The 19,516-nt window shown below is 71.3% G+C and carries 20 protein-coding genes; 10 read left to right on the top strand and 10 right to left on the bottom strand.

Annotation, left to right across the window (positions count from 1 at the left end):
- The first annotated feature begins 74 nt into the window (after positions 1-74).
- Entirely contained in the window at positions 75-1,187 is a 1,113-nt protein-coding gene (locus tag AB4Y76_RS16455; RefSeq protein WP_441927190.1) for an NAD(P)H-dependent amine dehydrogenase family protein, read from the top strand.
- Positions 1,184-3,121: an oxidoreductase gene (locus AB4Y76_RS16450; RefSeq protein ID WP_441927188.1), complete on the top strand. Its 1,938-nt coding sequence runs from the start codon at positions 1,184-1,186 to the stop codon at positions 3,119-3,121. The genes AB4Y76_RS16455 and AB4Y76_RS16450 overlap by 4 nt, the downstream gene beginning before the upstream one ends.
- Here the strand turns inward: AB4Y76_RS16450 and AB4Y76_RS16445 are convergent.
- Genes AB4Y76_RS16445 through modA form a run of 3 tightly spaced genes read right to left on the bottom strand, consistent with a single transcriptional unit; the run spans position 3,118 to position 5,769 of the window.
- Positions 3,118-4,188: a sulfate/molybdate ABC transporter ATP-binding protein gene (locus tag AB4Y76_RS16445; protein ID WP_441927186.1), complete on the bottom strand. Its 1,071-nt coding sequence runs from the start codon at positions 4,186-4,188 to the stop codon at positions 3,118-3,120. The genes AB4Y76_RS16450 and AB4Y76_RS16445 overlap by 4 nt on opposite strands.
- Positions 4,185-4,973, bottom strand: coding sequence for an ABC transporter permease (locus tag AB4Y76_RS16440; RefSeq protein WP_441927185.1), 789 nt, complete (start codon positions 4,971-4,973; stop codon positions 4,185-4,187). The genes AB4Y76_RS16445 and AB4Y76_RS16440 overlap by 4 nt, the downstream gene beginning before the upstream one ends.
- 13 nt (positions 4,974-4,986) lie before the next feature.
- Positions 4,987-5,769 (bottom strand): molybdate ABC transporter substrate-binding protein, encoded by a 783-nt coding sequence (gene modA / locus AB4Y76_RS16435; RefSeq protein ID WP_441927183.1) that lies wholly within the window; start codon positions 5,767-5,769, stop codon positions 4,987-4,989.
- Between the two features lie 170 nt (positions 5,770-5,939).
- Between modA and AB4Y76_RS16430 the strand changes: the two genes are divergently transcribed.
- Both AB4Y76_RS16430 and AB4Y76_RS16425 read left to right on the top strand, forming a co-directional pair.
- Entirely contained in the window at positions 5,940-6,608 is a 669-nt protein-coding gene (locus AB4Y76_RS16430) for a PaaI family thioesterase (RefSeq protein ID WP_441927181.1), read from the top strand.
- A gap of 157 nt (positions 6,609-6,765) precedes the next feature.
- Positions 6,766-7,317: a hypothetical protein gene (locus AB4Y76_RS16425; RefSeq protein ID WP_441927179.1), complete on the top strand. Its 552-nt coding sequence runs from the start codon at positions 6,766-6,768 to the stop codon at positions 7,315-7,317.
- A 24-nt stretch (positions 7,318-7,341) separates the two neighbouring features.
- On the opposite strand, the gene AB4Y76_RS16420 is transcribed toward AB4Y76_RS16425, so the two are convergent.
- Positions 7,342-7,938: a TetR/AcrR family transcriptional regulator gene (locus tag AB4Y76_RS16420; RefSeq protein ID WP_441927177.1), complete on the bottom strand. Its 597-nt coding sequence runs from the start codon at positions 7,936-7,938 to the stop codon at positions 7,342-7,344.
- A 105-nt stretch (positions 7,939-8,043) separates the two neighbouring features.
- On the opposite strand from AB4Y76_RS16420, the gene AB4Y76_RS16415 reads away from it, so the two are divergent.
- Complete coding sequence (locus AB4Y76_RS16415; protein WP_441927175.1) at positions 8,044-9,219, top strand: oxidoreductase; 1,176 nt, start codon at positions 8,044-8,046, stop codon at positions 9,217-9,219.
- Here AB4Y76_RS16415 and AB4Y76_RS16410 read toward each other — a convergent pair whose 3' ends face one another.
- A complete protein-coding gene (locus AB4Y76_RS16410) occupies positions 9,220-9,792 on the bottom strand; it encodes a hypothetical protein (protein ID WP_441927173.1) in 573 nt (190 codons plus the stop codon).
- Positions 9,793-9,852: 60 nt separating this feature from the next.
- Here AB4Y76_RS16410 and AB4Y76_RS16405 point away from each other — a divergent pair, with 60 nt between their 5' ends.
- The gene (locus tag AB4Y76_RS16405) at positions 9,853-10,719 is read left to right on the top strand and encodes a thioesterase family protein (protein ID WP_441927171.1); all 867 of its coding nucleotides are present in this window, start codon (positions 9,853-9,855) and stop codon (positions 10,717-10,719) included.
- 1,316 nt (positions 10,720-12,035) lie between these two features.
- Here the strand turns inward: AB4Y76_RS16405 and AB4Y76_RS16400 are convergent.
- The 3 genes from AB4Y76_RS16400 to AB4Y76_RS16390 form a co-directional block, all read right to left on the bottom strand.
- Positions 12,036-13,061, bottom strand: a complete 1,026-nt coding sequence (locus tag AB4Y76_RS16400; protein ID WP_441927169.1) for a hypothetical protein — start codon at positions 13,059-13,061, stop codon at positions 12,036-12,038.
- Between the two features lie 7 nt (positions 13,062-13,068).
- A complete protein-coding gene (locus tag AB4Y76_RS16395) occupies positions 13,069-13,770 on the bottom strand; it encodes a hypothetical protein (RefSeq protein ID WP_441927167.1) in 702 nt (233 codons plus the stop codon).
- A 149-nt stretch (positions 13,771-13,919) separates the two neighbouring features.
- Positions 13,920-14,975 carry a hypothetical protein gene (locus AB4Y76_RS16390; protein ID WP_441927165.1) on the bottom strand — a complete coding sequence of 352 codons (1,056 nt, stop codon included), beginning with the start codon at positions 14,973-14,975 and terminating at the stop codon, positions 13,920-13,922.
- A gap of 23 nt (positions 14,976-14,998) precedes the next feature.
- Between AB4Y76_RS16390 and AB4Y76_RS16385 the strand changes: the two genes are divergently transcribed.
- Both AB4Y76_RS16385 and mshB read left to right on the top strand, forming a co-directional pair.
- Positions 14,999-15,385, top strand: coding sequence for a (deoxy)nucleoside triphosphate pyrophosphohydrolase (locus tag AB4Y76_RS16385; RefSeq protein WP_441927163.1), 387 nt, complete (start codon positions 14,999-15,001; stop codon positions 15,383-15,385).
- 25 nt (positions 15,386-15,410) lie between these two features.
- On the top strand, positions 15,411-16,331 hold the full coding sequence (gene mshB / locus AB4Y76_RS16380; protein WP_441927161.1) for an N-acetyl-1-D-myo-inositol-2-amino-2-deoxy-alpha-D-glucopyranoside deacetylase: 921 nt from the start codon (positions 15,411-15,413) through the stop codon (positions 16,329-16,331).
- 46 nt (positions 16,332-16,377) lie between these two features.
- Here the strand turns inward: mshB and AB4Y76_RS16375 are convergent, their stop codons facing one another.
- Entirely contained in the window at positions 16,378-17,046 is a 669-nt protein-coding gene (locus AB4Y76_RS16375; protein WP_441927160.1) for a GNAT family N-acetyltransferase, read from the bottom strand.
- A 128-nt stretch (positions 17,047-17,174) separates the two neighbouring features.
- Between AB4Y76_RS16375 and fdxA the strand changes: the two genes are divergently transcribed.
- Entirely contained in the window at positions 17,175-17,501 is a 327-nt protein-coding gene (fdxA, locus tag AB4Y76_RS16370; protein ID WP_441927158.1) for a ferredoxin, read from the top strand.
- Positions 17,498-18,640, top strand: coding sequence for a succinyldiaminopimelate transaminase (dapC, locus tag AB4Y76_RS16365; protein ID WP_441927225.1), 1,143 nt, complete (start codon positions 17,498-17,500; stop codon positions 18,638-18,640). The genes fdxA and dapC overlap by 4 nt, the downstream gene beginning before the upstream one ends.
- 14 nt (positions 18,641-18,654) lie before the next feature.
- On the opposite strand, the gene AB4Y76_RS16360 is transcribed toward dapC, so the two are convergent.
- Positions 18,655-19,515 carry a hypothetical protein gene (locus tag AB4Y76_RS16360; RefSeq protein ID WP_441927156.1) on the bottom strand — a complete coding sequence of 287 codons (861 nt, stop codon included), beginning with the start codon at positions 19,513-19,515 and terminating at the stop codon, positions 18,655-18,657.
- Between the last annotated feature and the right edge of the window lies 1 nt (position 19,516).

Below are 19,516 nucleotides of genomic sequence, written 5' to 3'. Positions count from 1 at the left end.
CGCCGAGAGTAGTTTCATTAAGGGGTCTATGAAAGTCTTGTCCGAACCCGAGCCACTGTGCCAACCTCTGCCGCATGGCTGATCCGTACCCCTCCACGTCCGGACGCCGCGTGCGCGTCTTCCAGGTCGCGACCGGCAACGTCGGCCGCGAGATGATCGGCCGGATCCAGGCGCACCCGGACCTCGAGCTGGTCGGCCTGCACTGCTACACCCCGGACAAGATCGGCCGCGACGCCGGCGAGCTCGCCGGGCTCGACCCCGTCGGTGTCCTGGCCACCGGGACCGTCGAGGAGATCGTCGACGCTCAGCCCGACGTCGTCACCTTCCACGGCGTCTGGCCGGACGTCGAGCTCTACGAGCGGGTGCTCGAGGCCGGGATCGACGTCGTCACCACGGCGGACTTCATCACCGGCCACCACCGTGACGCCAACCACCGGCTCGCCGACGGGCGCACCGAGTCCGCGGTCATCGCCGCCGCCTGCGAGCGCGGCGGCTCCACCTTCTACGGCACCGGGATGAACCCCGGGCTGGCGCAGATCCTCACGATCGTGCACTCCGCCGACGTCGCGGACATCGAGAAGGTCACCTGCATCGAGTCGGTCGACGTCTCCTGCCACCACTCGGTCGACACCTGGGTCAACTGCGGCTTCGGCTTCCCGGCCGACGACCCCGAGCAGGTGCGCAAGCTGGAGCTCGGCTGCCGCGTCTTCGGCGACGGGGTCCACCTGATGGCGGACGCGCTCGGCATCGAGCTGGACACCGTCGACTTCGAGTGCGAGCTCGGCGCCTGCACCGAGGACGTCGACCTGGGCTGGTACCAGCTGCCGAAGGGCTCGGTCGGCGCCGCCAAGTTCGCGTACGTCGGCAAGGTCGCCGGCGTACCCCGCGTCGAGCTCGGCCTGGAGTGGCAGATGACACCGCACACGTCGCCGAAGTGGGACGTGCAGGGCTGCTACATCACCAGGATCGACGGCGACCCGATCATCTACTCCAAGCACATGATCATCCCGCGGCCCGGGACACCCTTCGACGCCGAGGCGTTCGCCTCCATCGGCATGACCGTGACCGGGATGCCCGCGCTCAACGCGATCCGCGCGGTCGTCGAGGCCGCGCCCGGCATCGTCACCAGCGCCGACCTGCCGCTGCGGGCCTTCGCGGGCAGGTTCGCCGGGCACAGCGCCTCGTGAGCGACTACCCGCACCTCCTCGCCCCGGGCCGGATCGGCTCGATGGAGCTGCGCAACCGGATCGTCATGTCCCCGATGGAGACGATGTACGGCACCTCCGACGGCCTGCCGTCGGACCGGACCCGTGCCTACTTCGCCGCCCGTGCCGCCGGCGGCGTCGGGCTCATCACCCTGGGCGCGACCGGCATCGACCACCAGCACCCGGAGACGCCGGGCGGGCTCCACCTCGGCACCGACGAGGGCGTCGCCGCGCACCGGGCGCTGGTCGAGGAGGTGCACGCGCACGGCGCGAGGATCCAGCCGCAGATCGTGCACGCCGGTCCGGACGGCCTCGGGCCGGAGATGTTCGGGGTGACGTCGCTCGGGCCGTCGGTGATCCCGTCGTACCTGACCGGACGGCCGTCGGAGGAGATCACGCCGGCGCAGATCGGCGCGGTGATGGACCTCTACAAGGCGGCGGTCCGGCGCGCCCGCGAGGCCGGGTACGACGGCATCGAGCTGCACGCCGCGCACGGCTACATGTTGCTCGGCTCCTTTCTCGCGCCGCAGCGCAACCGGCGTACCGACGACTACCGCGGCGACACCGTCGAGGGCCGGATGCGGGTCGTCTTCCAGGCGCTCGCCGCGATCCGGTCCGAGGTCGGGCCGGACTTCCCGATCACGCTGCGCATCTCCGGGTTCGAGCGCGTCGCCGGCGGCCGCCCGATGTACGAGACCGCCCAGGTGGCGCCGTCCCTGGTGGCGGCCGGGGTGGACGCCTTCCACGTCAGCGGCGGCGTGATCGACAGGCTGGTGACGAACATGGTCAACGGTGCCGACGACGGCGACGGGCTGAACGTCGGTGCCGCCGCCGCGGTCAAGGAGGTCGTCGACGTCCCGGTGATCGCCGTCGGCCGGCTGCACGACCCGGCCCGGGCCGAGCAGGTCCTCGCTGACGGCCGGGCCGACTTCGTCGCGATGGCACGGCCGCTGCTGGCCGACCCCGAGCTCCCCGCCAAGCTCCGCACCGGCGGCCGGGTCCGGCACTGCATCTCGTGCGAGAACTGCATCGACTCCCTGGAGATGCGGTTCTCCGTCGACTGCGCGGTCAACCCGCGCACCGGCAAGGAGACCGAGCTCGCGATCACCCCGGCACCCGTCGCCCGGCACCTGGTGGTCATCGGCGGCGGACCCGGCGGCCTGGAGGCGGCGCGGGTCGCATCCGCGCGCGGTCACCGGGTCACTCTCCTGGAGCGGGAGTCCGAGCTCGGCGGCGCGCTGCGCTGGGCCTCGGTCGTCCATCCTGCGAACGCGCCCTTCCTGGACTGGCTGCGCTCCGAGGTCGCGGACGCCGGCATCGACGTACGGCTCGGCGCGACGGCCGGGGCCGACGACGTCGCCGCCCTCACGCCGGACGCCGTCGTCGTCGCGACCGGTGCCCGGACCGCGCTGCCCGTGATACCCGGCGCCGACCTGCCGCACGTGCGGCACGGCCTGGCGGCCGCGGTCGCGGACGGCTGGTTCCCCGAAGGGCGCCGGGTCGTCCTCCTCGGCGCGACGCTCGCGGTGGCGGAGCTGGCCGAGCACCTGGCCGAACGGGGCCGGTACGTCGCGCTCGTCGACCCGGGCCCCGAGCTGGCGCCCGAGTTCGGCTGGAAGCGGAAGTCCGAGCACATGCACCGCCTCGACCGGCTCGGCGTGACCGTCCACCTGCGGTGCGAGGTCGAGCGGATCACGGCCGCCGGGGTCGTCGTCGTACCGGAGGGCGGGAGTGCGCGCACCCTCGTCGCGGACGCCGTGCTCGTGGCCGGCGTACCGGAGCCCGACCTCGCCCTGTACGACGCCCTGGTGGCCCGGCTGCCGGACGTGCCGGTCACCGCGGTCGGGGACGCGACCGGCTACGGCCTGGTCCAGAAGGCCGTCGAGGACGGCGCCCGGGCCGGCGTTCGCGTCTAGGGCCTTTCCTGGGCCACCGGGTACGCCGTCACCTCGGTCGCCTTCACCGAGAACGTGACCGGCGTTCCCGGGAGCAGTCCGAGCTCCGCGACGGCCTGCGCGGTGACGTCGGCGCTGAGGTGGCCGCTGACGTGGTCGGAGCGGAGCCGGAAGACGTCGCCGAGCGGCTCGACCTCGGTGAGCACGACCGGGAACGAGTTCCGCGGGCTGCCCGCCGGGGCGTCCCGGTAGACCGCGACCGCCCGCGGGCTGAAGGAGGCGACCACGTGGTCGCCGTCGGCCGGGCCGTCGGGAGCCATCGCGAAGACCCGGGTGCCGTCGTCGAGGACGAGGTGGTCGGCGGACCAGGTGCCGCCGAGCAGGTTCAGGCCGGCCAGGTGCGCGGCGAACCGGCTCCGTGGCCGGGCGAGCACGTCGTGGGTGCGTCCGTCCTCGACCACGTGGCCGCGCTCGAGCACGACCACCCGGTCGGCCAGCAGCAGGGCGTCCAGCACGTCGTGGGTGACGACCACCGCGGTCTTGCCGGCGAGCACCCGCTGCAGCGTCTGCCGCAGCGCGGGCCGGGCGGCGACGTCGACCGCCGCCATCGGCTCGTCGAGCAGCAGCACCTCCGGCTCGACGGCGAGCGCCCGGGCCAGCGCGACCCGCTGGGCCTGCCCGCCGGAGATCTCCGTCGGCCGGCGTCCGGCCAGGTCCTCGGCGCCGACCGCGGCGAGCCAGCGTTCCGCGGCCGCCGCGGATTCGCGGCGCCCGGCACCGCCGCTGCGCGGGCCGAACGCGACGTTGCCCCGCACGCTCATCCGCGGGAACAGGAGCGGGTCCTGGGCGAGCAGCGCCACCCGGCGGTGGTGCGGCGCCAGGTCGACGCGAAGACTGGTGTCCAGCAGGGTGCGCTCGCCGATCCGCACGTGCCCGTGGTCCGGGTGCAGCAGACCCGCGGCGACCGCGAGCACGGTGGACTTGCCGGCCCCGTTCTCCCCGAGCAGCGCCACCGTCTCCCCGGTGTGCACCGTGAAGGCGACATCGAGGTCGCGTTCCGCGACGACGGCCGAGAAGTCCAGGGTCATGCGCGCACCCGCTCGGGTCGCGCCACCGCGATCACGACCGCGGCCACGACCACCAGGAGCAGGGCGAGCGCGACGGCGGCGTCGGGGTCGGTCTCGCGCTGCAGGTAGATCTCCAGCGGCAGTGTCCGGGTGACGCCCTGGAGGCTGCCGGCGAAGGTGATCGTCGCGCCGAACTCACCGAGCGCGCGGGCGAAGGAGAGGATCGCGCCGGCGAGGAGGCCGGGCATCACCATCGGAAGCGTGATCCGCCGGAACACCGTCGTGGGCCGCGCTCCCAGGGAGGCGGCGACGGCTTCGTACCTCTGGCCGGCCGTGCGCAGCGCACCTTCCAGGCTGACGACGAGGAAGGGGAGCGCGACGAAGGTCTGCGCGAGCACGACCGCGACCGTGGAGAAGGCGATCCGGATGTTCAGCACCTCGAGGGTGTGCCCGAGCAGGCCGTTGCGGCCGAAGGTGTAGAGCAGCGCGAGTCCGCCGACGACGGGCGGCAGCACCAGCGGGAGCAGGACGAGCGCCCGGACCAGACCCTGGCCGCGGAATTCGGTCCGGGCGAGCACCAGCGCCATCGGCACGCCGATCAGCAGGCAGAGCGCGGTGCAGGCCGACGAGGTCTTGAGGCTCAGCACGAGCGCGTCCTTCGACGACTCGGAGGTGATCAGCTCGCCGAAGTGGGACCAGTCCACCTTGGCGACGATCGCGGCCAGGGGGAGCAGCACGAACGCGACGCCCAGCGCTGCCGGGAGGAACACCCACCCCGGCACGCCGAGCGCGCGCGTCCGTGTCATCGGGCCTCCGTCCTCACGGCTTCGCGAAGCCGGCGGCCGCGAGCACGGCCTGGCCCTGGTCGCTCAGCACGAGCTCGACGAAACTCTCGGCGAGGTCGTCGTTCTTCGTCTCGTCGATCGTGGTGATCGGATAGACGTTCACCGCACTCGAGGACTCGGCGAAGGGGACGCCGCGGACCGCGTCGCCGGCGGCCTTCACGTCGGTGACGTAGACCAGGCCGGCGTCGGCCTCCCCGGACGTGACCTTGGCGAGCACGTCCTTGACCGACTGCTCCTCGCTGACCGGCTTGAGGGTGACGCCGGCGGACTTCGCGACGGTCTGGGCAGCGCTGCCGCACGGGACCTCGGGTGCGCAGACGACGAGGTCGACGCCGAGCTTCGCGAGGTCGGCGAACGTCGCGATCTTCGCCGGGTCGTCCGGCGGGGTGACGATCTCCAGCGTGTTGGAGGCGAAGTTCCGCGGTTCCTCTCCCGCCAGGCCGGCCGCGGTGAGCTTGTCCATGTTCTTGGTGTCCGCGGAGGCGAACACGTCGGCCGGGGCGCCCTGCTGGATCTGCGCGACCAGGTCGGAGGAACCACCGAAGCTGAACGCCACCGTCACGCCCGGGTGGTCCTTCTCGAACTGCTTGCCGAGCTCGGTGAACGTGCCGGTCAGCGAGGCGGCGGCGTAGACGGTGAGGGGCGTCTCCTTTGCCGAGGAGTCGCTGGTGTCGTCGGAGCCGCAGCCGGCGAGGGCGGTGGCGGCGATCAGCGCGATCGGGACGGCCAAGCTACGGGCGCGGCGGGAGAGGGTCACAGGCCTATTGCACCGCATCTGAGAACGAGTCGCGACTGTTTGTCCGTAGCTGAGACTAATTCCACCGTGCGAGCCTCCGCAATTGCGATCTTTGCACCGGTGGGCGACCTGACCCGGTATCCTCGCATCCGCGAGACGCATCGTCTCGCTACGACGGGGGAGGACCTGCAGTGAGCGATGTGACCGCGTTCCGGCTCGTGGACGTGACGGACGCGGAGGTCGAGGCGATCGAGGCCAGCTACGGCCCGCTGGCGCAGGCGGTCCGCGGCCTGGTGGACGCGACCATCCGCAGCAACGCCGGGCCGGAGGTCGTCGCGGACGCGCTCCGGACGGTCGAGGAGCTCACCGCGCGGCTGCGGGAGGACCAGATCGACGGGCCCTCCGGTGTGAACTACAACGCCACCGGCAAGGCCTGGAACTGGGGCAACGCCGCGGTCGGGCTGCGCAACGGCGCCGCTCCGCCGATGACCGTGATGCACGAGCCGGACGGGACCACCTGGGCCGAGCTCGACCTCGGGGCGGCGTACGAGGGGCCGCCGGGGTGCGCGCACGGCGGAGTCAGCGCGCTGCTGCTCGACCACCTCATGGGGGTCACCGCGAGCCAGATGACCCGGGTGACGCTCACCGGAACGCTGACCCTGCGCTACCGGAACCCGCTCCCGCTCGGCCCGATCCGTCTCGACGCCCGGGTCAGCGGTGAGGAAGGGCGCAAAGTGTTCGTCGAGGCCAGCATCGCCGGCGGCCTCGGCACCGCGATCGAGGCCGAGGGCATCTTCATCATCCCGAGGTGGTCGGGAGAGTTCGAGAGCGTCGTCGCCTCCGACGCCGGCCCGGCCTGACACGAGTTCGGTAGCCGGCCTCGTTCCTGGTCGTCGAGCTGTCGAGACGGCGTGAGTCACCAGACGGCCGTCACCGCGGTCACCCGCCACCTCGAGGCCCTCGCCGCACCCAAGCCCGCTGCCCACCAGGTCAGGTGTCCGTGGTCTGATCTTCCCCGTGAACAGGCGGATCTCGATCGGAACGGCTGCCGTCGCCCTGCTGGCTGCGCTCGGCTGGGCCGGCTGGTGGTGGACCCACCCCACGCTGCTGTCGGAAGAACCTCTGGGTCTCGGCAGCGGGTCGGCAGCTCCGAAGCCACTTGCTGAAGCCGTGCACACCGTCGGCGTCGCCGGGGATCCGTGGGACGAGAGCAAGAGCCGGGAGACGATCACGTTCCACGGCTTCGAGCCCCAGTTCACGAGGGACGGCGCGCGGTTGAAGGTGACCTTGTCGGTCTGTACTGCCCGCACGCCGAACACGGTCATCGGTGTGGTGCACGCCGACGCGGACGACCTGAGCGAGGACTGCACCAAGGTCACGCCGGTGACGGAGGGCACCACGATGGAGATCGGCACCCGGGAGTACCTGGTCGCGACCCTCGCCGCGACTCAGGTCGGCAAGTCGCACCTGAGTGCGATCACCGTGGACTACTCGCGATCCGCCAAGCACCTGTGGCGGCACGGCGAGGACCGCGTCGAAGGCGGTATCACCGTCACCGCGACCGGGTAGAGGTCGCCGGCCCAGCCTGATCCGTCAGCCGCTGGCCAGGCCGCGCAGCACCATCTGTGCCATCTGGTTCGCGCCGGCGCGGGTGAGCTTCTGGTGCGAGAGCACCTGGAACACCATGCCGCCGATGATCGCGTCCACGGCGTTGCGGCGCTGAGCCGGCGTCGCCTTGATCTCGGGCGCGGCGGCCAGGCGGGCGTTCGCGTAGTCCTGCAGCGGCCCGCTGAACTTCTCGTAGAGCCGGCGCGAGGTCTCGGGGTACTCGGTGGCGGCGGCGGTGAGCATCCGCAGGGTCGCGCCGCCGCGGGGGGAGCCGATCGAGGCGGCGAGGTCGCCAGCCCACTTCCCGAGGTCCTTCACGACGTCACCGGTGTCCTTGGGAGGGACCGGGTCCAGGTCGTCGCGGTCGAGCAGCGCGTCGGCGACGAGGGTCGCGCGGGTCGGCCACCAGCGGTAGATGGTCTGCTTGCCGACACCGGCACGCGCCGCGACGGCCTCGATGCTGAACTGGTCGAGCCCGCCTTCGTGGAGCAGCTCGTTGGTGGCCTCCAGGATCGCGACCCGGGCGCGCTCGCTGCGCCGGCGCGGGCGGTTCTCGGCTGCGGGCTGGGGTGTGGCGGTCACGATCAGAAGCGTAGGGCAGCCGGTGACGCGCGTGTGCGGCGGACACGTGCTGATACGGGCACGCTTAAGCGAGACGGACCGTCTCGTTCGGGGTATCCTCGTCCCATGGTGAACGACGCGTTCGCGCCCGCCGACCTCGGTCCGGTGCGCTTGAGGAACCGGATCGTGAAGGCGGCGACCTTCGAGGGGCGTACGCCGGAGGGCCTGGTCACCGACGAGCTCATCGACTACCACCTCGCCCCGGCGCGGGGTGGGGTCGGGCTGACCACGGTGGCGTACCTGGCCGTCGCGCCCGAAGGCCGGACGCACCGGGAGGTCATCGTCGTCGACGACCGCTCGGCCGCGGGTCTGGCGCGGATGGCCGAGAAGATCCACGAGACCGGCGCGAAGATCGGCGGCCAGCTCGGTCACGCCGGCCCGGTCGCCAACGGGCGGTCCAACGGCGTGCACGCGCTCGCCGCGTCCCGGATGCCGTCCCCGCTCAGCATGCAGATGATCCGCTCGGCCACCGAGGCCGACATCGCCCGGATCACGAAGGACTACGTCCGCACCGCGCGGATCATGGTGGACGCCGGTTTCGACGTCCTCGAGATCCACATGGCGCACGGCTACCTGCTCAGCTCGTTCCTGGCGCCCGGCCAGAACCGGCGCAAGGACTCGTGGAACGGGTCGCTGGAGAACCGCGCCCGGTTCGCCCGCCAGGTCGCCCGGGCGGTCCGCGAGGAGGTCGGTGACAGCGCCGCCGTGATCGCCAAGATCGGGATGACCGAGGGCTCGCCGGTCGGCTTCTCGATGCCGGAGAGCGTCGAGTTCGCGCAGCTGCTGGAGAGCGACGGCCACCTCGACGCGCTCGAGCTGAGCGCCGGCTCGTCCCTGCTGAACCCGATGTACCTGTTCCGCGGCGGCGTCCCGCTCCAGGAGTTCGCGGCGAACATGCCCGCCGCCGTCCGGCTCGGCATGAGGACCCCGGTCGGCAAGAAGTTCTTCAAGTCCTACCCGTTCGAGGAAGCGTTCCTGCGCGAGAAGGCGCTCGCCTTCCGCGAGGCCGTCTCGATGCCGCTGATCATGCTCGGCGGCATCAACGAGCGCGCCACCGTCGACCGGGCGATGGCCGAAGGCTTCGAGTTCGTCGCGATGGCGCGGGCGCTCCTGCGCGAGCCGGACCTGCCGAACCGGATGGCCGCCGACAGCGACGCACGCGGCATCTGCATCCACTGCAACCAGTGCATGCCGACGATCTACACGCGCACCCGGTGCACGGTGATCGAGCCGCAGGCCTGACTACTCGCCGGCGAGCGCCTTCTGGCCGGGCGGGTTGACCACGACGAAGACCACGCCGTTGTCGGGGTCGCGCGCCATCGAGCCCGAGACCTTGCCGTCGAACACGAGGTCCCAGTGCACCTGCTCGTCGCCGAGCGTGTAGGTGACGTCGGTGCGCACCTTGAACCCCATCTGCGGCAGCACGCGCTTGTAGAAAGCGATCACGTCGTCCGGCTCGGTCGTGCGGATGTCGAACTGCCAGGTCTCGTCGATCGCGCCCGGGTCCTTCACCTTCGCGCCCTCGGGCACGGGGAACCCCTGGATCGTCCGCGGGGCTTCCTTCGGGGCGGCCATCTCGCTCGCGCCGGGGACGGCCGACAGGGTGGCGGTCGGCTCGATCGTGGTCCCGGCCTGCGGCTGCTGGAGCGCGGTCTGGGTGGGGACCGGGGGGGTCGGCTGCGCGCTCGGCGAGGCGCTCGCGGTCGTGCCCGAGGAGGCGGGCTCGTCGTCCCCGCGGCAGCCCGCGACGCCCAGGACGAGGCCGAGTGTGAGCAGGGCGACAGCGGCGTGCACGCCTACGCGCCGAACGGCCACGAGGGGCCCCCTTAGGGTCGGGAACAAGCAACCGCGACCGTACCCGAGGGACCCAGCCAGATGACATTCGAGTTCGACCGGGACACCCGGCTCACCGCGCGCGGTCCCGGTTCCGGTGCCGGAACCGGGACCTACGACGCCGACCTGGCCCCCGGCTGGGTCGTCGGCGGCGGGGTCAACGGCGGCTACCTGCTGGCGATCATCGGCCGGGCCGTGCAGAACGAGCTCGCCGCCACCGGCCACCGGGACCCGTTCTCGGTGAGCGCGCACTACCTGAGCGCGTCCGTCCCCGGGCCGGCGTACGTCGAGACGCGGGTGGTGCGCACCGGCGGCCGGTTCTCCACCGTCGCCGCGACCCTCTACCAGGACGTCGACGGTGTCCCGGTCGCGCGGATCGCCTCGCACGCCACGTACGGCGACCTCGACCGCGCCCACGACGAACGCAGCGACCTGGAGGCGGCGGCGCTCGGCCTCGCCCTGCCGCCGCCGGACCTGCCGCCGCTCGAGGAGTGCGTGCTCTCCAGCGACGCCCCGGCGGAGATCAAGAAGATCGCCCCGCTGCTCGACCGGTTCGGCACCCGGCTCGACCCGGCGACCGCGATGTGGGCTGTCGGCAAGCCCAGCCGTCGCGGGGTCATCCAGGGCTGGTTCAAGCTCGCCGACGACCGGCCGCTGGACCCGATCGCCCTGCTGCTCGTCGTGGACGCGCTCCCGCCGGTGACCTTCGACCTCGGCATGCCCGGCTGGGCGCCCACCCTCGAGCTCACCGCGCACGTGCGCGCCCGCCCCGCCCCCGGCTGGGCGGCAGTCCGGCACCAGACCCGCACCGTCGCCGGCGGCCTCTTCGAGGAGGACTGCGAGGTCTGGGACTCGACCGGCCGGCTGGTCGCGCAGTCCCGGCAGCTGGCACTGCAGCCGCGGGGTTGAGTCAGAGACACGAGCGCACCGGCCTCAGGCACTCCCAGCTCACCAGCACTGCTCCAGCCCGTGGAGAGATCCGTGTGCAGTCGCGACAGTCCGAAGTTCAAGAGCCGACTCCGTTCGGAACCCGTGACGGCTCAGCGCCGGTGGTACGACCTGGTCGGATCTGGTTATTGCCAGGCAGAGTTTGCGCGCTTCGACCCTGCGCTTGATCGCCGGCACGGAGTCAATGAACTGACACGGCGAGTAGAGGTCGGCGAAGAAGCCGCCGGGGGTCGGGCCTCGACTCCCCGGCATCGCTTTGCACTGTTCGGACCAGATCGCGAGCACGGCCGGGGAGACCTGAGTAGCACCAATCCGACCCAGCGTTGAATCCGAGAGGCTGCCGATCCACGTGAGGTCGTGGACTGCCGTCGCTTGAACGACCCTGCGAACGCCTCCCTTCTGCGAGCTGGGTGACCGGTACTCCATGGCCACCAGTGCTGCCGTCCTGTCGAATCCCGTGACTGGGACCGATCTGCCCGGCACCCTGGTGGAGTCGCCGGTCGCACAGAGTGGGCATCGTGCGATCAGGCGGTTGAGACCCGACTGGCGCACAGCGAGATAGCGCCGCAGGGGAGTGGCGGCGGGGAGGGGACTGACGAGGGACACCTTGTGCCACGAGCGCCGGAGATAGGACAGGCGAACACCGGCGAACGAGGCGCCGGTGAATGCCGTTGCCTTGGTGCCGAGACGGTCCTCGATCGCTCGGACCGCCCTGCCGTAGTCGACTGGATCCCAACCCCACGTGGAGGTCCGTTCGTTGAGCCCGCACGCTTCAACGACCGACTTGGCGGGACTATGCCGGACTCGGCCGAGCCGTAGCGCCTGGTACCAGGCGGATGATGCATGCGAACACCGTGACGTGGGTCGCGACGTCACCCAGGGTTCCTCAAGCATCAGCATCGCTGCGTGCGGATGGACGCGCCGCACCTGCGTGATCAAATCTGCAGGCCAGGTCGGCCCGAACAGACTGGCGCCCGGTCCTCCGCGGTCCACCAGGATCAAGGACTGCTGATGAGCGCGCGCTGGGACGTAGGCGTAGCGCACGTCGAGATCGCCGACGTGGATGGTCGAGCAGTACGGCTTGCCCTTCATGACGTCGTCGCAGGTAACGCCTCGCTTCACGGCTCCTACGCGCGGTGCCGCCGGAGATCTCCTGCTTTCCCTGACGTCGGTACTCCGCGCGGCTGTCGAGCAACCGACAAGGGTCGCGATCAAGAGTGCGCCCACGACAAGACGAGCCACCCTCCGAGCAGGGCGGCTCGACCATGGTTCGGTACTCACCAGCCTGGGTCCGTGAAGATCACGCGATCGTCGTCGGCGATCTGCGTGTCGCACGGGCCGAACTTGTTGTTCGAGAACCGCGCGTAGTTGTAGTCGCTGTACGCGGGTCGCGCCTTACGGGCGTCGGAAGCGAAGGTGATCCCGAGGTCCACGCCTTCGCTTCTGGAGTCGTGGCAGTTTCCTGCAGAAAACTCGACCTTGATCGCCTTTCCGTTCGGCGTCACCGTCGTGCTCTTGCAGTTCGAGACCGGCAGCGTCGCGCCGAATCCTGCGATCGTCACGCCGACGCTGGTCGAGCCGCAGCTGCTTGCGCCAGTGAACGGGTAGTAGCCGCGTGCCGTCAGCACTCGGTCCGAGGTCCCTTCGGTGGGACGTGAACGGATGTCGATCAGCATCGGGTACTCGTCTACGACCGCGTCGCGCTGGTGGCCCGTGGCGGTGACGTAGCGGCCGTAGTAGTAGAAGTCTCGATCGGGGTTGTAGGTGGGCTCCTTCGCGCGATACAAGCTCCAGCAACTGCTGAGGTGGTTGCCGCCGTAGGAGGCGGAAATGCATCCTCCCCACGAGGAGGCAACCCCTGAGAGGCTGGTCAGCGCGCTGCTCCCCATGACGGGGAACTCATCCGTGGCCAGGTCGTCCGCGAGCTCTGTGATCGTGCCGATCTCGGTGTCTGTCTGGTCGCTTCCCTCGGCGCTGTGCGCGACCTCGACCGTTCGCGGCTCGACGTTGCTGCTCCATGCGTACTTTCCGTCGCCGACCTGTGCCGCGTCGACATCGGCACTGTCGAGGAGAATCCCCTGAGCAGCCTGGTCAAGAATGAACTCGCGTTCGGCTTCGCGTGCGCCCGCGGTCGGACGGTCTGCGGCGGCTTGCAGTTCTTCCTGGGTGACCGTGTCCGCTGCGACAGACGTCTCCTCACGAGGGGCGCTGTCGTCGGCGCGTGCTGCGGTCGGCGCCACAAGGGTCACCCACGCCACGACGGCCGCCACGGCTCCTGCCGTCATTCTGTGCCCGGTACTCATACTTGACTCATCTCGCTTCCTGACGTGCCATCTGGACGAACCAGCCCGGCGCTTCTCCTGTGTCCACGTGTCCCAGAGCAGCCGCGATCGTGCGTCGCGCGGAGGCACTCCCGCCCTTCGCTCGTGTCTGCGCGTCCTGGACGTCGAGCGCATAGACCGTCTGCACGTCCGCGGAATCGATCACGCGAAGCACCGTCTTGCCGGGGTAAGGACACCTGGTTGCACCGATGGTTTGACCGCTCGTCGGTCTCGAGCAGACGTAGACGGTGTTGGAACCCGCCTCGCCGACAAACACGAGCTGGACCCGTTGGCCATCGGTACCCGGGTCGGCGAACTCCTCAACTCGGACCGCTGACAGCCCGGCGGGCTTGCTGCTGGGTAGCGCCAGCTGGTCGTAGTACGCCGTTCTCGGATGGCCGCTGGAGGCCGCGCTCGTCGTGTCGTTGCCGTCCGGTACGGCGTCTGCTCCGCAACCGTTGATCAAACCTAAGAGCGATCCACCGACAAGCAGCGCTGTGACCGTAGTCGCAAGTTTCATGACGCCCTCTCCCAAGCCAGCACCTGATCTCGACAAGTCCCTTCGAAAAAAGGTGACGGCTCCCGGTCCGCGCTCATTACGAACACGCATCAAGATCGCGCAAGGAATTCCGCTGGTCTCAGCAAGAACCGCGGCGGCAAGCAGATTCTCAAGCCGGTCGACGACGGCCAACCGCGCCGCGTCGCGGGCGTGAAAGAGATTTGAGAAGCAGCAGGACCCGCTTGTCCACGAGTAGTGGGGCGGGTCCGCGCGAGCGACGCTACCGAAGACGGTCGCCGCCATCAACGCCACGCCCGCAGGGCAGGATTGCAGCCGCGGGGTTAACGCAGGTTCGCCCGCGGCACCCGGAAGACGTACCGTCTCCCCGGGTACTCGCTCAGCGACCAGAAGGCGTCCTGGGCCGGCCAGTAGGCGATGTCCTCGGGTCCGTTCGGGATCGCCTGCCGGCGCTCGGTGAAGCTGCCCGGGTTGCCGACGAAGACCGAGCCGAGCTTCCAACGACCCCGGCTGCTGGTGACGTAGTGGGTGCCGTCGACGACGGTCGCGCCCTGCATGTGCCCGACCCCGCGCTCGTCGAGGTGGATCGGGCGGGAGGTGCCGTCGTCCTCGGCGCGCAGGTGGGAGGTCTCGGGGTCCAGCGGGAAGCGGACCAGGCGCTGGGTCATCCCGTCGCGGCCGTACTCACCGGCGACCAGGTGCGGGTCGTCCCCGCCGGCGCCGCGGTCCAGCGACAGGAAGGAGTAGCGCATCGCCTCGACGCCGTCCGCGCTGAGCGCGTCGTACCCGAAGCGCACGGGCAGGACGTGCGCGTAGCCGAACGTCTCCGGGCCCGGCTCGACCTCGATCAGGTCGTCGAGCCGGCAGGTGAACAGCCCGCGGCGGGTGCCGGCGACGTACAGGTAGGGCCCGCACCAGACGATGCCCCCGGCGTGCACCTCCAGCGGCGCGAGCCGCAGCCGCCCGCCGGCCACCGAGGGCACCACCAGCAGCACGTGCCGGTAGCGCAGCGTGTCCAGGTCGACGACGGTGATCCGGCTGCCGTGGTTCCGGCCGTCGACGGTCTTGGAGTAGGCGCTGGTCAGGAGCACCCGGTGCTCGCGACCGCTCGCCGCCCGGACCCGGTCGGTGCCGCCGTCGGCGTCGGCGGAGGTGGTGATCCCCTGCGGCCACCAACGCGGGCTGTTCCGGTCGTCCTCGTCCCAGGTGAAGCCGTAGTCGACGGCGAGGCCCGGGACCCGCACCTCCTCGGCCTGCCGGTCGAGGGCGTCGAGAACCCCCGCCAGGCCGAGCAGGCGCGCGGAGCGGGCCACCTCGGCGATCTCGAAGCCGTTCTCGACGGTCCGGCGCAGGTGGACCCCGGGGAGGGGAGGAGCCACGTCTCGCAACATACGCTGACCCGGTGCAGCTCGTCGTCGGCGTCGCGATCCTCCGGGACGGCCGGTACCTCGCGGCGCGACGCGCCTACCCGGCCGACGTGGCCGGGGGCTGGGAGTTCCCCGGCGGGAAGGTCGAGCAGGGCGAAGGGCCGGCCACGGCCGCCGAGCGGGAGATCGCCGAGGAGCTCGGCTGCCGGGTCCGGGTGACCGGCTGGCTCATCGCGGCCGTGCCGATCCGGCCGGGACTCCAGCTCCGAGTCGCCACCGCCGAGCTCGTCGCCGGGGAACCCGTCCCGCGGCACCGCGAGCACGACGCGGTCCGTTGGCTGGCGCCCGCGGAGCTGTGGTCGGTCGGCTGGTTGCCCGCGGACCAGCCCTTCGTCGAGGAGCTGGTCGGCGGCACCGCATAGGGCGGGACCACATAGGGTTTGGGCCATGACTGGGTCCTCCGACAACCGGCACGTCCTGCTCGTGCACGCACACCCTGACGACGAGAGCATCAACAACGGCGCCACCATGGCCAAGTACGTCGCCGAGGGCATCGGCGTCACGCTGGTGACCTGCACCGCAGGGGAGATGGGCGAGATCCTCGTCCCGGAGCTGGAGCACCTGGCCCACGACCAGGACGACGCGCTCGCCGACCAGCGCAAGATCGAGCTGACCGAGGCGATGGCGGCGCTCGGCGTCACCGACCACCGCTGGCTCGGCGGCTTCGGCACCTACCGCGACTCCGGCATGAAGTGGCACGAGGACGGGCACGCGGTCGCTGCGGACGACGTCCACGAGAACGCCTTCTGGCACGCCGACCTGACCGAGGCCGCCGACCACCTGGTCGCGGTGATCCGCGAGGTCCGGCCGCAGGTGCTCGTCACGTACGACCAGTTCGGCAACTACGGCCACCCCGACCACATCCAGGCCCACCGCGTCGCCACGTACGCCGCCGCGCTTGCGGCGGTGCCGTCGTACCGGACGGACCTGGGCGAGGCGCACGACATCGCCAAGCACTACTGGGTCGCGATGTCGGAGTCGTGGATGCGCGAGGGCCTGCGCCGGCTGCGCGACGCCGGCGACACGACCACGTTCGAGGGGATGGACCCCGACGGTCACCTGCCGCCGTTCGTGACCTCCGACGAGAACCTCGGCTGCGTCGTCGACGGCACCGCCTACAACGACCAGAAGATGGCCGCGCTGGCCGCGCACCGGACCCAGATCACCACCGACGGTCCGTTCTTCGCGCTCTCCAACAACGTCGGCTCCGAGGCCTGGGGCTACGAGTTCTACCGGATCGCCAAGGGCACCAAGGCGGCGCCGTTCAACGAGCAGGGGCTGGAGACGGACCTGTTCAACGGGCTCTGAGTCCGGGGTTCCCAGACAGGCCCCCGAGACGGGCCGCGCGCCTTCCTCAACCAGCGGCGGTGGTCGTGTGGTGGCGCTCGAAGCCGATCGCCGAGGCGAGCCCGCGGGCAGCCGGGTCGTCGGCGGGGATCTCTCCGGCCAGGACGCTGATGCCGCGCTCGGCGAGGGCGCCGGTGACGGCGGCGAGGAGCAGCCTGCGCGAGCCGCGCCGGCGGTGGTCGTCCTCGACGTCGAGGGTGCGCAGCAGCGCCCACTCGTCGTCGTGCCGCAGCGTCGCGGTGGCGACCGGCTCGCCGTCATGCAGCACCTCGACGACCAGGGTGCCGTCCCCAGCGTCGGAGCTGCGGACCTCGCCACCACCTTCGCCGAGGCTGCGGGCCAGCCGGGCGACCCCGATCAGCTGGACGTCCACCGGTGGCGGGGGAGCGGGCTCGCCGCGGAGCGCGTCGAGGCGGGCGTCGACGTCGGCGTCGGTGAGCCGGCGGAACCGCGAGGGCCGCGGCGGCACCGGCTTGCCGGAGACGATCAGCCCGGTCGGGATGCGGACCTCGTCGCCCTCCTCGGTGCGGATCAGCACCTCGCCGTCGGACCAGGACTCGCAGGTGCCGAGCACGTCGGTGAACGCGGGACCCCCGGTCGGGCCGGTCTCACCCGGCACGATCCGGCGTACGACGACGCGCTGCCCGAGCACGTGCGGACCCAGTGAATGCGTCATCGCGCGACCGCTTCTCGGGCGGTCGTGGATTTGATCACGTGTCGAAACGTGGGTCTGCCTGTAGGAGCCACGGTCGGGATACTAGGCTTGCCCCCGTCCAGACCGGACGTGACCCCAGGAGGATCCAGGTGACCTACGTCATCGCCCAGCCTTGTGTTGATGTGAAGGACCGCGCCTGCGTCGACGAGTGTCCCGTCGACTGCATCTACGAAGGCAAGCGGATGCTGTACATCCACCCGGACGAGTGCGTCGACTGCGGCGCCTGCGAGCCGGTCTGCCCCGTCGAGGCCATCTACTACGAGGACGACACGCCCTCGGAGTGGAAGGAGTACTACGACGCGAACGTGAACTTCTTCAACGACCTGGGCTCGCCGGGCGGCGCCGCCAAGATGGGCCAGATCGACGCCGACGCGCCGATGATCGCCGGCCTGCCCCCGCAGAACCAGGACCACTGAGCGCGACTGCCGGTGAGCAGGGCCGGGACCGTTCGGTCTCGGCCCGGCTCCCCGACTTCCCCTGGGACCACCTCACCCCGTACGCCGACCGGGCACGCGCCCACGCGGACGGCATCGTCGACCTGTCGGTCGGCACCCCGGTGGACCCGACGCCGGAGGTCGTCCAGGACGCCCTCCGCGCAGCCGCGGACTCTCCCGGCTACCCGCTCACGATCGGGCTCGCCGAGACCCGGCAGGCGTGCGTCGACTGGCTGTCCCGCCGCTTCGGCGTGACCGGGCCTCCCGGTTTCCTGGGGCTCGACGGCGTGCTCCCCGTGATCGGCTCGAAGGAGCTGATCGCCTCCCTGCCGCTGCACCTCGGCGTCGGACCGGGCGACCTGGTCGTCTACCCCGAGCTCGCCTACCCGACCTACGAGGTGGGCGCGGCGCTGGTGGGTGCTCGCACCCTGGCGACCGACTCGCTGACCGCGCTCGGTCCCGAGGTCCCCAAGATCCTCTGGATCAACTCGCCGTCGAACCCGACCGGCCGGGTCCTGCCCGTCGAGCACCTGCGCAAGGTCGTGGAGTGGTGCCGCGAGCGCGGCGTCCTGCTGATCTCCGACGAGTGCTACCTGGAGCTGTCCTGGGAGCCGGGCGTCGTACCGGTCTCGGTGCTGCACCCGGACGTCTGCGGCGGCTCCACCGAGGGCATCCTCGCTGTGCACTCTCTCTCCAAGCGCTCCAACCTGGCCGGCTACCGCTGTGCCTTCGTGGCCGGCGACCCGGCCGTGATCGGGGAGCTGCTCGCGGTCCGCAAGAACCTCGGCCTGCAGATGCCCGGCCCGCAGCAGCGCGCGATGGCCGTCGCGCTGGGGGACGACGCGCACGTCGACGAGCAGGCCGCCCGTTACGCCGTACGCCGCACGATGCTGCGCGACGCGCTCGAGTCGGCCGGTTTCCGGATCGACCACTCCGAGGGCTCGCTCTACCTGTGGGCGACGCGTGAGGAACCGTGCTGGGACACGGTCTCCTGGTTCGCCGAGCGGGGCATCCTGGTCGCCCCGGGCGCCTTCTACGGCGCCGCCGGTGCCCAGCACGTCCGGGTGGCGTTCACCGTCACCGACGAGCGCGCCGCCGCGGCGGTCGCCCGGCTCGGCTGATCAGCCGAGCCGGCTCAGCCGACTTCTACCGCCACCTTCTCCGAGGACGCCGTCGCGGGGACCCAGCCGTCCTCGGAGTCGCCGCCGGTGCGCCACGCCTTGCCGTCGAACCGGACCTCGGTGATCCGCAGGTCCCCGGCGTGCGCCACCAGGTAGGACGCCACCGACCAGCCGAGGCGGTTGCCCGCGGTGCCGGGATCGACCGGGATCTCGAGGTTCTGCCGGGTGGTGCGGGTCGCCCCGAGGTCGCCGTACCCGCGCTCGAGCGAGGCGAGCACCGCGGCGGCGGTGCCGTGGCCGTCCTGCTCGTGAACGACGCAGCTGAACGCGCCGTCACCGCTGTAGCCGGTGAGCGCCGAGGCCAGCGCCCGGGCGTCCGCGGCGTGGTCCTCGTAGGCCTCCGGGAAGCCGGAGCGCTGCACCTTCTGCGCCGCCTCGGTGATCCGCATCGTCTCGTAGCCGTCGATCTTCTCGAGCGCGTCGTAGAACTTGTTGATCGCGTAGCTCTCGTCGCGGATCTGCGCGACCGTGCCCCAGCCCTGCGAGGGCCRCTGCTGGAAGATGCCGATGGAGTCGCGGTCGCCGTGCGCGAGGTTGCGGATCTTGCTCTCCTGGTACGCCGTGGCGAGCGCGATCGACACCGCCCGGGCGGGGAGACCGCGCTGGACGCCGATCGCCGCGATCAGGGCGGCGTTGCGCCCCTGCTCGGGGGCGAGCACGACCTGCCGTCCGCTCACCTCCGCGGTGCAGTCCTCGGGGTCGGGTAGCGGGCCGGCGCCGCGCCAGAAGGCGAAGGCGACACCGGCCACCGCGGCCAGGACGGCCAGGAAGACGAACGACGCGCAACCCGACCGTCGTCGTTGACGGCGAGCCACG

It is taken from the genome of Marmoricola sp. RAF53 (assembly GCF_052114005.1).
Classification (GTDB): Bacteria; Actinomycetota; Actinomycetes; order Propionibacteriales; family Nocardioidaceae; genus Marmoricola.
Note: the sequence above shows the minus strand (reverse complement) of the source record. Positions and strands in the feature narration are given on the sequence as shown.

Excerpts from the sequence above, each read along its gene's own strand:
- AB4Y76_RS16455 (WP_441927190.1), top strand. The coding sequence starts at position 75 with ATGGCTGATCCGTACCCCTCCACGTCCGGACGCCGCGTGCGCGTCTTC.
- AB4Y76_RS16445 (WP_441927186.1), bottom strand. The coding sequence starts at position 4,188 with ATGACCCTGGACTTCTCGGCCGTCGTCGCGGAACGCGACCTCGATGTC.
- AB4Y76_RS16440 (WP_441927185.1), bottom strand. The coding sequence starts at position 4,973 with ATGACACGGACGCGCGCGCTCGGCGTGCCGGGGTGGGTGTTCCTCCCG.
- AB4Y76_RS16415 (WP_441927175.1), top strand. The coding sequence starts at position 8,044 with ATGGTGAACGACGCGTTCGCGCCCGCCGACCTCGGTCCGGTGCGCTTG.
- AB4Y76_RS16405 (WP_441927171.1), top strand. The coding sequence starts at position 9,853 with ATGACATTCGAGTTCGACCGGGACACCCGGCTCACCGCGCGCGGTCCC.
- AB4Y76_RS16400 (WP_441927169.1), bottom strand. The coding sequence starts at position 13,061 with ATGAGTACCGGGCACAGAATGACGGCAGGAGCCGTGGCGGCCGTCGTG.
- mshB (WP_441927161.1), top strand. The coding sequence starts at position 15,411 with ATGACTGGGTCCTCCGACAACCGGCACGTCCTGCTCGTGCACGCACAC.
- AB4Y76_RS16375 (WP_441927160.1), bottom strand. The coding sequence starts at position 17,046 with ATGACGCATTCACTGGGTCCGCACGTGCTCGGGCAGCGCGTCGTCGTA.